Origin of the sequence: Cellulophaga sp. 3_MG-2023, from assembly GCF_030546975.1 — a bacterium.
Classification (GTDB): Bacteria; Bacteroidota; Bacteroidia; order Flavobacteriales; family Flavobacteriaceae; genus Cellulophaga.
On record NZ_JAUOPS010000002.1, the window covers coordinates 35,653 to 48,654 of the forward strand.

General features: G+C 31.1%; 15 protein-coding genes. 12 read left to right on the forward strand and 3 right to left on the reverse strand.

The window, feature by feature from the left end:
• The first annotated feature begins 36 nt into the window (after positions 1-36).
• The 10 genes from Q4487_RS04960 (at position 37) to Q4487_RS05005 (ending at position 7,103) form a co-directional block, all read left to right on the forward strand.
• Entirely contained in the window at positions 37-423 is a 387-nt protein-coding gene (locus tag Q4487_RS04960) for an acyl-CoA thioesterase (RefSeq protein WP_303541221.1), read from the forward strand.
• 167 nt (positions 424-590) lie between these two features.
• Positions 591-1,154, forward strand: coding sequence for a Crp/Fnr family transcriptional regulator (locus tag Q4487_RS04965; protein WP_303541219.1), 564 nt, complete (start codon positions 591-593; stop codon positions 1,152-1,154).
• Positions 1,155-1,222: 68 nt separating this feature from the next.
• A complete protein-coding gene (locus Q4487_RS04970; protein ID WP_303541217.1) occupies positions 1,223-1,549 on the forward strand; it encodes a multidrug efflux SMR transporter in 327 nt (108 codons plus the stop codon).
• A gap of 15 nt (positions 1,550-1,564) precedes the next feature.
• The gene (locus Q4487_RS04975; protein WP_303541215.1) at positions 1,565-1,963 is read left to right on the forward strand and encodes an ACT domain-containing protein; all 399 of its coding nucleotides are present in this window, start codon (positions 1,565-1,567) and stop codon (positions 1,961-1,963) included.
• 117 nt (positions 1,964-2,080) lie between these two features.
• The gene (locus Q4487_RS04980; RefSeq protein WP_303541213.1) at positions 2,081-2,557 is read left to right on the forward strand and encodes a hypothetical protein; all 477 of its coding nucleotides are present in this window, start codon (positions 2,081-2,083) and stop codon (positions 2,555-2,557) included.
• Between the two features lie 121 nt (positions 2,558-2,678).
• Entirely contained in the window at positions 2,679-3,146 is a 468-nt protein-coding gene (locus Q4487_RS04985; RefSeq protein ID WP_100896610.1) for a hypothetical protein, read from the forward strand.
• Positions 3,147-3,203: 57 nt separating this feature from the next.
• Positions 3,204-4,487 carry an APC family permease gene (locus tag Q4487_RS04990; protein WP_303541210.1) on the forward strand — a complete coding sequence of 428 codons (1,284 nt, stop codon included), beginning with the start codon at positions 3,204-3,206 and terminating at the stop codon, positions 4,485-4,487.
• Between the two features lie 118 nt (positions 4,488-4,605).
• Positions 4,606-6,066, forward strand: coding sequence for a potassium/proton antiporter (locus Q4487_RS04995; protein WP_303541208.1), 1,461 nt, complete (start codon positions 4,606-4,608; stop codon positions 6,064-6,066).
• Between the two features lie 52 nt (positions 6,067-6,118).
• Positions 6,119-6,499, forward strand: coding sequence for a hypothetical protein (locus Q4487_RS05000; protein WP_100896613.1), 381 nt, complete (start codon positions 6,119-6,121; stop codon positions 6,497-6,499).
• A gap of 109 nt (positions 6,500-6,608) precedes the next feature.
• Positions 6,609-7,103 carry a hypothetical protein gene (locus tag Q4487_RS05005; protein WP_303541204.1) on the forward strand — a complete coding sequence of 165 codons (495 nt, stop codon included), beginning with the start codon at positions 6,609-6,611 and terminating at the stop codon, positions 7,101-7,103.
• Positions 7,104-7,158: 55 nt separating this feature from the next.
• Here Q4487_RS05005 and Q4487_RS05010 read toward each other — a convergent pair whose 3' ends face one another.
• The gene (locus Q4487_RS05010) at positions 7,159-8,085 is read right to left on the reverse strand and encodes a family 16 glycosylhydrolase (protein WP_303541202.1); all 927 of its coding nucleotides are present in this window, start codon (positions 8,083-8,085) and stop codon (positions 7,159-7,161) included.
• Positions 8,086-8,347: 262 nt separating this feature from the next.
• On the opposite strand from Q4487_RS05010, the gene ppgK reads away from it, so the two are divergent.
• Complete coding sequence (gene ppgK / locus Q4487_RS05015) at positions 8,348-9,085, forward strand: polyphosphate--glucose phosphotransferase (protein WP_100896616.1); 738 nt, start codon at positions 8,348-8,350, stop codon at positions 9,083-9,085.
• A gap of 62 nt (positions 9,086-9,147) precedes the next feature.
• Here ppgK and Q4487_RS05020 read toward each other — a convergent pair whose 3' ends face one another.
• Complete coding sequence (locus tag Q4487_RS05020; RefSeq protein ID WP_303541198.1) at positions 9,148-10,053, reverse strand: DUF6503 family protein; 906 nt, start codon at positions 10,051-10,053, stop codon at positions 9,148-9,150.
• A gap of 121 nt (positions 10,054-10,174) precedes the next feature.
• Complete coding sequence (gene typA / locus Q4487_RS05025) at positions 10,175-11,974, reverse strand: translational GTPase TypA (RefSeq protein ID WP_100896618.1); 1,800 nt, start codon at positions 11,972-11,974, stop codon at positions 10,175-10,177.
• A gap of 172 nt (positions 11,975-12,146) precedes the next feature.
• Between typA and kdsA the strand changes: the two genes are divergently transcribed.
• Entirely contained in the window at positions 12,147-12,968 is an 822-nt protein-coding gene (kdsA, locus tag Q4487_RS05030) for a 3-deoxy-8-phosphooctulonate synthase (protein ID WP_303541195.1), read from the forward strand.
• The last annotated feature ends 34 nt before the right edge of the window (positions 12,969-13,002 follow it).

A 13,002-nucleotide genomic window follows, 5' to 3' on the forward strand; every position in this document is an offset into this window, starting at 1 on the left:
TTACCACATATTTTACACCTAAATAAATCTACTCTTATGACTTTAGAAGAAAGAATTGAAAAATCTGTAACTACAATTTTTAAAGCCGTTTTCCCTAATACTACTAACCATTATGACACTCTTTTTGGTGGTACTGCAATGCAACTTATGGACGAGACTGCTTTTATTTGCGCTACAAGATTTAGCAGGCAACAAATGGTAACTGTTAGTAGTGATAAAATAGATTTTAAAATGCCAATTCCGGCTGGTACCATTGCAGAATTATCTGGTTACGTTACTCACGTTGGTAATACAAGTTTAAAAGTTAGGGTAGATATTTATATAGAAGAAATGTACTCTAACTACAGAGAAAAAGCTGTGTCTGGCGAATTTACTTTTGTTGCTATTGATGAGAATAAAAAACCTGTTAAAATACTAAAATAGAAAGACTGCTATAGGTTGACTGCTAAAGATTGGCGCACTACACTTATCGCTATTTTTAAGTTTAGTACTTGTTTTTCTGTTTTAAAAAATTAATAGTGCTTATATTGTTTTGGGAAGATCTATTTTAGGTTACCTTTTAACTTATATTTAAAAGCATACTTTTTAAAATGACAATAGATACAATACTTAACAATGTTTATACACTACCACAAGCCTCTTTAGCTAAAATTAAAGACAATACAGTAGAGGTGTCATACCCAAAAACACATTTAATTATAAAAGACAATATTGTAGAGCGCAATATATATATTATTAAAAAAGGAATTGTTAGAGCATATTCTGATTTTGACACAACAGAAGTTACCTTTTGGTTTGGTAAAGAATCTGAAACCATAATATCTATGCGTAGCTATATTGAAAACAAAAAAGGCTATGAGAAAATTGAATTGCTTGAAGATTGTGATTTATATAAGCTTGAAACCAGTAAATTAAAACAACTTTTTTTTGATGATATACACATTGCCAATTGGGGTCGTAAATTTGCAGAACAAGAACTAATTAAAACTGAAGAACGCTTAATATCTAGACAATTTAGAACCGCTACAGAACGCTATCAAGATTTATTAAAAAATAATAGCGACTTAATTAAAAGAGTTCAGTTAGGACATATAGCATCATACTTAGGTATTACACAAGTTAGTTTAAGCAGAATTAGAGCTAGCATAAAATAGTTTCATTTTTTATCATTTGTAAAATTTTATCTAATTACGTTGTTAGACCTTTATAAAAAAGAAAAACTATGAATTGGGTAATTTTACTAATTGCAGGTCTGTTTGAAGTTGCTTTTGCCTTCTGCTTAAGCAAAGCTAAAGAGGCAACAGGAACTGATATGTACTTATGGTACACAGGCTTTTTTATATGTTCTGCAGTTAGTTTTATTTTATTAATAAAAGCAATGCAAACCATACCTATTGGCACTGGTTATGCTGTATGGACTGGCATTGGAGCTGTAGGCACAGTACTTGTAGGTATTTTTGTTTTTAAAGATCCTGCCAATTTCTGGAGAATATTTTTTATAACTACACTTGTTGGGTCTATTATTGGACTAAAAGCCGTGACACATTAATTAAAAAAGAAAAAAATGTCTGGAAAAACTAATTTATCAGAATTACTAAAAGGTATGACTCCTAAACTTAACAAAGGAGAATACGTTTTTTGCACTATAAAAGACAGTAGCTCGCTAAATCGTAAAAACATAATTTGCGAATTTAAAGAAGCAGAAGGTATTACTATTGTTACTACAAAAAGCTATGCTGACGAACAAGGGTTTACTTATAGTTTTATTGCAAGTTGGATTACACTTACCATACACTCATCATTAGAAGCCGTAGGGCTAACAGCAGCTTTTTCTACAGAACTTACTAAACACAATATAAGCTGTAATGTAATTGCTGCATATTATCATGATCACATATTTGTAGATAAAAACGATGCTAAAAAAGCTATTTCTATACTTAAAGAATTAGCAGAAAAACAATAATAATTAATTTTAAAAAACTGTAAAACAGTCATTTCACGGAAAACAGGGAGTATTTATTTTTATTAGTCTATTAGTTTTGGAGTATTAAAATAAAAAAACAACTAAACCTTTTTTACCATGAATACAGATACTATTAAACAAAGATTAAATTCACAAGGAATTTATCATTCTGATGATAATATACTAGACAAAAGAAGTGTTATTGGCTACGAGAAAAAATTTAAACTGAGTTGGATGGCAACACAACTTAATACGTTTATTGTGGTTACAGATTTTAAAGATGAAAAAATCACCTCTACAATAGTAGACCAACACTTAACAGAATCATTTAATTTTACAAAGAAAAATTATACTGGCTGGCCAAGAGGTTTGCAGTCTGCAATTGGTGTTGTATCAATATTAATTTCTAATAATATTGACGAAGATGCAAAAGAATATTGCAAAAAATTAAAGAATGGTAAAAAATGGGCAGGATTCACAATTCCAGTAATTTTTAATCCAGATACCAAAGAAGTACATCAATTTGATAAAAACCCAATGTGGGGACGCATCTATTATCCTCACTTTAAAAAAATGATTAATAGCCTAAAATAAATTACAAAGAGTTAACCTTTAAACTGTAAAAAGTTAATTAAACATTAAGTTATCAATGCTTTAAAAATAAACAACTTATATCATTAAAAAAGGATGTAAATTTTGCTCTTAAAAAACCCAAATGAAGGAATTGGACGAGAAAATTTACATGCAAATTTTACAATTATCTAAGACAGCAGATTTGCTTATAGAAAAAGAAGAATACACCAATGCATTACAAAAATATTGGCTTGCTTATGATCTAATACCAGAGCCTAAAACAAAATGGGAAACAAGCACTTGGGTTTTGGCTTCTATTGGCGATATTAACTTTGTTAATAAAGATTATAAAGCTGGCGTAAAAAACTTATCTGACGCTATGCACTGTCCTGATGCTATTGGCAACCCTTTTATACATTTAAGATTGGGACAATGCCAATTAGAAATTGGAAACAAATACAGAGCAGAATGCGAACTTAATAGAGCCTATGCCATAAAAGGTAAACCTATTTTTATGCAGGAAGACAAGAAATATTTTGACTTTTTAAACACCAGAGTAGATTTAACTCCACAAAAGAAAAAGTGGTGGAAGCTTTTAAAAAGCGAATAAAACAATCAGCTAAAATGGTTTTTTTATCTTTATGCGAGTAAAACTAAACTTGTATAAATGACAAACCAAAATTCTAAAATAAAATTACGAGATGCCATATCTATTGGTATAGGTGGTATGGTTGGCGGTGGTATTTTTGCAGTGTTAGGACTTGCAGTTTCCCTTGCAAAAGGTGGTACACCAATAGCATTTTTATTTGCAGGTATGTTAGCTCTTATAACATCTTATAGTTACGTTAAACTTTCTAAAACCTACCCAGACAGAGGTGGCACTGTAAAGTTTATAAACAAAGGCTTTGGAGTTTCTATATTTAGTGGTGCCATAAATAATTTACTTTGGGTTAGCTATATTATTATGCTATCCTTATACGCTAGTGCTTTTGGCTCTTATGCCCCTAACTTACTAGAAATTACAACACATAAAACATTAGATTTTCATATTTATGCTAGTGGTATTATTATTTTAGCTACCGTTATAAATTACTACAGCATTACGGTTGTGGGTAAAATAGAATCTTACGCAGTAATTATAAAACTGGTAATATTAATCTCTTTTATTTTTGTTGGCGCTTATGGTTTATTTGGCAATCCTAACCTATCACAACTAGCAATATCCCAATGGGAAAATCCTGTTAAACTATTTGCTGGTGGTATGGTTATTTTTGTTGCTTACGAAGGTTTTGAACTTATAGCAAATGCCGCACCTGACATTATAAATCCAGAAAAAAACATTCCTAAGGCCTATTACTACTCTGTAATTTTTGTAATAATCCTTTATATAATTATTGCTTTTGTTACTGTTGGCTCCCTACCCTTTTCTAAAATTGCAATTGCAAAAGATTATGTTTTGGCTGAAGCTGCAGAGCCAATGCTTGGTAAAATTGGATTTTCAATTATTACAATAGCTGCTTTAATTTCTACTTTTTCAGCTATTAATGCTTCATTGTATGGTGGCAGTCGTGTTAATTTTGAAATTGCTCAGGATGATGAGCTTCCTCATAATTTTTTATCTAAATTATGGAATCAACCTATAGGACTATTAATTACAGCTTTAGCAACATTAGTTTTAGTAAATGTATTAGACTTAGAGAGTATTTCTACAGCTGGCAGTGTTGGTTTTTTAGTAATATTTGGCATTGTTAATTTAGCTGGTTACAGAAGAGCAAAAGAAACAGGTTCTAAGAAAAGTATTCCATTAATTGGTTTTGCACTTTGTATAATAGCTACTTTTACTTTATTACAACAACAGTATACCTCTAATATTTTAGGAGTAATTGTGTCTTTAAGTATAATAGCTTTATGCTTTGTTTTAGAATGGATTTATAAAAAAACAGAGAAATAGAAAGCATAAAAAAGGCCAACACAAAATTCTAAACTTCCTTGTAATACATTAACATAAATACATATTTTAATAAAATATTTACCATTATTTTTGTAGGCTTATAAAAATTAACTCCTATATGAATTTAACTATAGAAAATATTGTTTTAGTTGGCTCTATTTTACTTTTTATTAGTATAATAGTAGGTAAAACATCTTATAAATTTGGAGTACCAACATTACTTTTATTTTTGGTAATTGGAATGCTAGCTGGTTCTGATGGTATTGGAGGCATTAAGTTTGATGATCCTAAACTTGCACAATTTATAGGTATAGTATCTTTAAATTTTATTCTTTTTTCTGGTGGATTAGATACAAACTGGAACACTGTAAAACCAATACTCAAAGAAGGTATTGTACTCTCTACCATAGGTGTACTATTAACCGCGGTTACAATAGGGACTTTTGTATTTTACATTACAGATTTTACCATTTATGAAAGTATGCTACTTGGCTCTATTGTATCTTCTACAGATGCTGCAGCAGTATTTTCTATATTAAGATCTAAAAACTTAGCATTAAAAAATAATTTAAGGCCAACTTTAGAGTTAGAAAGCGGTAGTAATGACCCTATGGCATATGTACTAACACTTGCCTTTTTAACACTAGTAATAAATCAGGACCAAAGTATATTCTCTATCATACCAATGTTTATACAACAAATGGCATTTGGTGCAATAGCAGGTTTTGGTTTTGGTAAACTTAGCAAGTACATTATAAATAAAATTAAACTAGATTTTGAAGGCCTTTACCCAGTGCTGGTAATTGCATTAATGTTTATTACATTTTCTGCAACAGACTTTGTTGGTGGTAATGGTTTTTTAGCAATTTATATTTGTGCTGTTTATTTAGGCAATCAAGATTTAATTCATAAAAAAACCATTTTAAAAATGTACGATGGTTTAGCTTGGTTAATGCAAATTGTATTATTCTTAACGCTTGGCTTGCTCGTTTTCCCTTCTAAAATTGTTCCTGTTTTTGGTATTGGAATACTTATATCTTTATTCTTAATTTTAGTAGCACGCCCTGTAAGTGTATTTCTAAGTCTACTCTTTTTTAAAATGAAATTTAGACGTCGTTTTTATATTTCTTGGGTTGGTTTACGTGGTGCAGTACCAATTGTATTTGCTACATATCCTTTATTAGCTGGTATAGATAAAGCAGATATGATGTTTAACATCGTATTTTTCATTTCAGTTTCTTCTGTATTAATACAAGGTACAACACTGTCTGTAATGGCTAAATGGTTAAACGTAGCATTACCTAATGAAGAAAAAAAACTAAGTGCTACAGATCTTCTAATGGAAGACAACCCAAAAGCATTAATTAAAGAAATTTCTGTCACTGCTAATTGCTATGCTGTAAATAAAAAAATTGTAGATCTAGGTTTTCCTAAGCACGCAATTATAGCAATGATACGTAGAGATAACAAATATGTAACACCAAACGGATCTACTGTTATTGAAGATAAAGACATTTTAGTGGTACTTGCAGATAAACAAGAAGCTATAGAAAATGTAAAAAACTGCCTTAACAAGTAACTTTAATATAAATTAACATTTACTTATTTATAGATTAAAGTACATTTGCGGCGTGAAAAAAACAGTAAAATTTATAGGCGCACTTTTACTTACTACATTGTATTGCTTAGCAATAGGTGTTGTAACACAATCTCTTGCGTCTTATAATGTAGAAGAAATTTCTACAGCAAAAGAAGTTCAGTTTTCATACAATGCATCTAACAACTTCTTTACGCAGACTTCACAAACCGAAAACATTGTTGACATTCCTAGTAATAACAGCAATTTTCCTTCTACATTAAAAGATATATTTAAGAATTTTATAGCCTCAAATACCTCTGCTAGTCAGCACAGTATATTATCGCTAAATTCTAATTATTACAGTACTTATATTAACTTTTTAGTACAATTTAAAAAGTTAAAACTCATATTTCCTTTTCATTATTTCTTGTAATTAAGTTGATACATTTTTTATTGCAACCGCAGTAAAACCAATTTAACAAAAGGCTCTGTATATACACATAGCCACACTTTTATTTACATCAACTTTAAAAAATTACATAATGGATTTAGGAACAGATATAATAGCAATTATAATAGTAATAGTATGCATATTACCTTTTATATTAATAGCTAAAGCACGAAAAAAGAAAGAGAAAAAAATGCTAGCAGCACTACAAGAAGTAGCAAATAGAGACAACTGTACAATTAATGATTATGAAATAAGCGCCAACTTTATTATTGGTATTGACCATAAACAAAATAGGGTTTTCTATTACAAAAATGAAGAAGGAGTAATAAACGAGGGAATAGTAAACTTAGAAGGTATTAAAACCTGCAAAATAGGCACAAAAAGTAAAACCATAAATACTAATAAGGATAGAAAAGAGTATATAATACAAGGTTTATATTTAAAATTTATTCCTCGTTTTAATAACAACCCAGAAGCTTTATTTCATGTGTATGATTCCGACTTAAAAATGCAACTAACAGGGGAACTACAGTTAGCAAAAAAATGGGAAACATTAATTAATAAAAAGTTACTACAGTTTAACTAACTTAAAAAGCCCTTTACAACAGTAAAGGGCTTTTTAAATTTCAATTATTTAAAGGTTAATTATCTTTTAATTCCCAAGATCTAACCCAATCATAATACGTTGTTCTATCAGATTTACTTGCTGTCATTCCTCCATCTTCAGGAACAGGATTCCAGTCATAAGTTTCTACTACCAATCTTAAGTACATTTGCAAACTAAACTCAGCTTTAGGAGTTACAGTATAAACTTTTTTACCATCAAGATAAAACTCTATTTCTGTAGGACTCTTCCACCAAGCACCATAAATATGGTAATCTTCCCAAACCTTTTCACCTGTAGTTATATTATTTCCTTCAGATCCAACTGGAGTTTCTTCACAGTTAGTATTTCTACTGTGCGTATTTGAATGCATTGTTTCATCAAAAGTTTTAGCAAAATTTGCTGTTCCTGTAATTTGCCCAACACATTCTTGTATATCCAATTCTGTTACCCTCTTGTCACATCCTTCTCCCTCTCCAACAACATTAATTAACCAAAATGTAGAAGACATAAAAGTTTTATTTGCTTTCATACTACACTCTACATAAGTACCAACCTGCACTGCATTTTTAGAGTAGATATTAGAACCTGCATGAGTAAAAGTATCTCCATTAACCACTTCTGGCTCATTTAACTCATATGGCGTAAGCATTAAATTACCCTCAGCTTGTGATACAGTATTTGCTTTAAAAATTCCTGGAGCTCTTCCTATCCAGCGCGTACTGGTATTTACCCATTTAACTTCATCAAAGTTATTATTATTAAACTCATCTGAAACGTTTTCTATTTTAGTCCATTTTTTTCCAGAAGGAACAGGATTATTATCATCTACAAAAAATGGAGCCTCTAAAACAATGGCTTTTCCTACAGCACTATTAACAGTATCATCATCACTAGAACTACTACATGATAAACCACTAAAAACCATTAATACAGCTAAATACTTTAAATTTAATCTAAACATTTGTGAATATTTTTCTTACAAATATACAGAAACAACTGGTATAGATCTAAAATAGACTTAAAACCTGTATCTAATAATTAATTGTAGACTTTTGAGTATTTTAAAAGTATTAATATTTAAATCACTCACTAATAGCAATTTATAAGAATCTACTATTATTTTAATGATATGTAAAAACCTATTAAATAATACATAGATTTATTTAATAGATACTCTTTAAAGTTTTTTTGTTACTTTGTTAATCTAACTATAAAGCTACTAAATGGAAGTTCTAGGTATAGATATTGGTGGTTCTGGAATTAAAGGAGCGCTTGTAAATGTTAAGACAGGAGAAAAAATTACAGACCGTTTTAGAGTTCCTACTCCGCCTACAAAAAAGCCAAAAGAAATGGCTAAAGTTGTACATAAAATTATAAAGCATTTTAATTATGATGGTCCTGTTGGCTGTGGTTTTCCTACTTTAATTAAAGGTGGTGTTTGCAAAACACCTGGAAATTTACATAGTAAATGGGTTAATAAAGATGTTACTGCTTTGTTTACAGAAACTACAGGCTTGCCGTTTACAGTAATTAATGATGCAGATGCGGCTTGCCACGCAGAAATGAATTATGGTGTAGGTAAAGATCTTAAAGGTTTTGTTGTAATGATTACCATTGGAACCGGTTTAGGTAGTAGCGCTTATTTAGATGGCCAACTTATTCCTAATTTTGAGTTAGGTCAAATACCTTACAAAAAGCATAAAAAAATAGAACTTTGGGCTGCTGATTCTGCTAGACAACGAGAAGATCTTTCATTTAAAAAATGGGGAAAACGTGTAAATACTTTTTTAGAGTATGTAGAGTTATTAGTTGCACCAGACACCATTGTTATAGGTGGTGGCATATCTAAAGAATTTGAAAAATTTAGTAAGTACATAAAAATTAACACTCCAGTAATACCTGCCGTATTAGAAAACCACGCCGGAATTATAGGCGCAGCATCTGCCACATTAAAAAAATAAAAAAAGCCTTCATCTTATTATAGATGAAGGCTTTTTCTTGTATTACAACTTCAATTTATATACTATTTTAAAATTTTTGCTCCTTCTGGTTTAGAAAAATAATTTTCTTCTACTTCATCAGAAAAACTAATATCACTAACATCTATATTAGTAATATATTCTCCTAACCCGTTTTCCTTTTCTTCATCAGACCAGTAGGTTTTAAATCCTTTAGCAAACACAATACCATTTACAGTTGTTGTTCCTTGCGTTACTGTAATTTTTTCAGGAGCGTGTCCGCCGTTAGGAAAATACTCTGGATAAGAAACAATATATTTAAAAGCATCTAATAAATTAGTTTCTGCGTTTATATACATAATATAATAATCATCTGGAGCAGAACCAACGCCACCGTCATAAGTAACTTTAACTACATTTTCTGTTTTCCCTTTAAAAGTTACTTGTGGCAACAACTCTAGGTTTACACCTTTACCATCAAAAACAAATGGCTGACCAGAAAAGTATATTGGAGTTAGCGCCCAAAACTTAGTATCATACTTAAAAGAAGTACTGTCTTTTGCTTTAATCCAAGACTCTTTACCGTCCCAACCAAAAATATCGTTTTTGTCTGTTATACTATTGTGTCTTGCTTTATTGTTCCAAGTATCTATTGTTTGGTAAGAATCTCTTATGCCTTTACCGTTTAATGGTTGGTAATTAAACCTAAAAGATAAATATCCATTAGAATACCATTTTTTTAATCCGCCGTGTGCCTCAATTGCACTCCATAAAACTTTACCCGCCTCTGTAGCATTTAGCCTTTTATTGGCAGCAGTAACTCTTTTTTCTATCCAAGAATTTGGGATTTGATACCCTAACTCTTTTGTTTGTTCTACTGTATTTTTATCGGCTTGTTTTTTATCTGTTTCCTTACAGGCAACAAAACTTACTATTGCAAATAAACTTACAAGTTTTACTATTATTTTCATTCTCATCTATATTTATGTGTTAATATCTAGTAGTCGTTTTAACTTACAGAACATTTCAAAATTAAATAAAAAAAATCCCAAGACTTACGCCTTGGGATTTTTATAGTATAAACTTAATTAATTAAGCTATTTTATTACGCTTACGTTCATTTTCTGTTAAGTAAATTTTACGTAATCTTAAGTGCGCAGGAGTTACCTCTACGTACTCATCTTTTTGTATATATTCTAAAGCTTCTTCTAAAGAGAATTTAATAGCTGGTACAATTTTAGCTTTATCATCTGCTCCTGAAGAACGTACATTAGATAACTTTTTAGTTTTAGTAATGTTAACTGTCATATCATCACCTCTAGAGTTTTCTCCAATTACTTGACCCTCGTAAATATCTTCACCTGGATCTACAAAGAACTTACCTCTGTCTTGTAATTTATCTATAGAATAAGGAATTGCTTTTCCTGTTTCCATAGAAACTAGAGAACCATTTTGACGTTGAGGAATATCTCCACGCATTGGTTGGTACTCTAAGAAACGGTGTGCCATAATAGCCTCACCAGCAGTAGCAGTTAATAATTGGTTTCTAAGACCAATAATACCACGAGAAGGAATTAAGAACTCGCATACCATACGCTCTCCTTTTGCTTCCATACTAGTCATTTCACCTTTACGCATAGAAACCATTTCTACAGCCTTACCAGATACAGCCTCTGGTAAATCTATAGTTAAACTTTCTACAGGCTCACATTTAACACCATCAATTTCTTTAATAATAACTTGTGGCTGTCCAATTTGTAGCTCATAACCTTCTCTACGCATTGTTTCTATAAGTACAGACAAGTGTAATACACCACGTCCAAATACTAAAAATTTATCAGCACTATCAGTTTCGTTTACACGTAATGCTAAGTTTTTTTCTAGCTCGCGCTCTAAACGGTCTTTAATATGACGAGAAGTAACAAACTTACCATCTTTACCAAAGAAAGGAGAATCGTTAATTGTAAACAACATACTCATTGTTGGCTCATCAATAGCAATACTCTCTAATTTTTCAGGGTTTTCAATATCGGCAACAGTATCACCAATTTCAAATCCTTCTAAACCTACAATAGCACAAATGTCTCCTGTATTAACTTCCTCTACTCTTAATCTTCCAAGACCTTCAAAAGTATAAAGTTCTTTAATTTTAGATTTAGTAATAGTACCATCTCTTTTTACTAAAGAAATTTGCTGACCTTCTTTTAAGCCACCACGTTGTAATCTTCCAATAGCAATTCTACCTGTAAATGAAGAATAATCTAAAGAAGTAATAAGCATTTGAGTATTTCCTTCTTTTGGTTCAAAAGTTGGAATATGCTCTATAACCATATCTAATAATGGCTCTATGTTTTCTGTTTCGTTTTTCCAGTCGTCACTCATCCAGTTATTTTTAGCTGAACCGTATACTGTTGGAAAATCTAACTGCCACTCCTCTGCTCCTAACTCAAACATTAAGTCAAAAACTTTTTCGTGTACCTCTTCTGGCGTACAGTTTTCTTTATCAACCTTATTAACAACAACACAAGGTTTTAAACCAAGGTCAATTGCTTTTTGCAATACAAAACGAGTTTGTGGCATAGGTCCTTCAAAAGCATCTACTAAAAGTAAAACTCCATCTGCCATATTTAATACTCGCTCTACCTCTCCACCAAAATCGGCGTGACCAGGAGTATCTATAATGTTAATTTTTGTGTCTTTATAGACTACAGAAACGTTTTTAGATACGATTGTTATTCCGCGTTCGCGTTCTAAATCGTTGTTATCTAATATAAGATCACCTGTGTTTTGGTTTTCTCTAAATAACTGACAGTGGTACATAATTTTATCTACCAAGGTCGTTTTCCCGTGATCTACGTGGGCAATAATTGCAATGTTCTTTGTTGTTGACATAACTGATTTTTAAATGCATTTACCTTCCTAAATGCGCGCGCAAAGATACTCTATTTTTTTTACTCAAAAGCAAAAGATTACAATTTCTTATTATACTGATTTAGAGCTTGTTTACAAAATGTAAAATACTGGTAAAAACTACTATCTTTGCAATTACAAATTTAGAACACAGATGAACTTAGATCTTATACCTCAAATAAAACACACAAAAAGCGACAATTTTTTCTTACTATCAGGCCCTTGCGCTATAGAAGGAGAAGATATGGCTTTGCGCATTGCAGAAAAAATAATTACAATTACAGATAAGTTAGAAATTCCTTATGTTTTTAAGGGAAGTTTTAAAAAAGCAAACCGTAGTAGAGTAGATTCTTTTACAGGTATTGGCGATGACAAAGCACTTAAAATTCTTAGAAAAGTTTCTGAAACCTTTAATGTTCCTACTGTTACAGATATTCATGAAGTATCTGATGCTGAAAAAGCTGCAGAATATGTAGATATCTTACAAATACCTGCTTTTTTAGTTAGACAAACAGATTTAGTTGTAGCTGCTGCAAATACAGGTAAAGTTGTGAATCTTAAAAAAGGACAATTTATGAGTCCAGAAAGTATGCAACACGCCGTTACTAAGGTTACAGATAGCAACAACCAGCAAGTTATGGTTACAGACCGTGGTACTATGTTTGGCTACCAAGATATGATTGTAGATTTTAGAGGCATACCAACTATGAAGCAATATGCACCTGTTGTATTAGATGTAACACACTCTTTACAACAGCCAAACCAATCTTCTGGTGTTACAGGTGGTAGACCAGATATGATAGAGACCATTGCTAGAGCTGGTATTGTAACTGGTGCAGATGGTATTTTTATGGAAACACATTTTGACCCAGCTAATGCTAAAAGTGATGGCGCAAATATGTTACACCTAGACCATTTAGAGCGCGTACTAACAAACCTTGTTGCTATTAGAAAAACTGTAAATAGTTTAAAATAGAACATCAATTCATCAATCAAAAAACCAATCAAAC

Coding starts and splice junctions, on each gene's coding strand:
- Q4487_RS04960 (WP_303541221.1), top strand. CDS start 37: ATGACTTTAGAAGAAAGAATTGAAAAATCTGTAACTACAATTTTTAAA.
- typA (WP_100896618.1), bottom strand. CDS start 11,974: ATGTCAACAACAAAGAACATTGCAATTATTGCCCACGTAGATCACGGG.
- Q4487_RS05010 (WP_303541202.1), bottom strand. CDS start 8,085: ATGTTTAGATTAAATTTAAAGTATTTAGCTGTATTAATGGTTTTTAGT.
- Q4487_RS04970 (WP_303541217.1), top strand. CDS start 1,223: ATGAATTGGGTAATTTTACTAATTGCAGGTCTGTTTGAAGTTGCTTTT.
- Q4487_RS04975 (WP_303541215.1), top strand. CDS start 1,565: ATGTCTGGAAAAACTAATTTATCAGAATTACTAAAAGGTATGACTCCT.
- Q4487_RS04985 (WP_100896610.1), top strand. CDS start 2,679: ATGAAGGAATTGGACGAGAAAATTTACATGCAAATTTTACAATTATCT.
- Q4487_RS04965 (WP_303541219.1), top strand. CDS start 591: ATGACAATAGATACAATACTTAACAATGTTTATACACTACCACAAGCC.
- ppgK (WP_100896616.1), top strand. CDS start 8,348: ATGGAAGTTCTAGGTATAGATATTGGTGGTTCTGGAATTAAAGGAGCG.
- Q4487_RS04990 (WP_303541210.1), top strand. CDS start 3,204: ATGACAAACCAAAATTCTAAAATAAAATTACGAGATGCCATATCTATT.
- Q4487_RS04980 (WP_303541213.1), top strand. CDS start 2,081: ATGAATACAGATACTATTAAACAAAGATTAAATTCACAAGGAATTTAT.
- Q4487_RS05005 (WP_303541204.1), top strand. CDS start 6,609: ATGGATTTAGGAACAGATATAATAGCAATTATAATAGTAATAGTATGC.
- kdsA (WP_303541195.1), top strand. CDS start 12,147: ATGAACTTAGATCTTATACCTCAAATAAAACACACAAAAAGCGACAAT.
- Q4487_RS05020 (WP_303541198.1), bottom strand. CDS start 10,053: ATGAAAATAATAGTAAAACTTGTAAGTTTATTTGCAATAGTAAGTTTT.
- Q4487_RS04995 (WP_303541208.1), top strand. CDS start 4,606: ATGAATTTAACTATAGAAAATATTGTTTTAGTTGGCTCTATTTTACTT.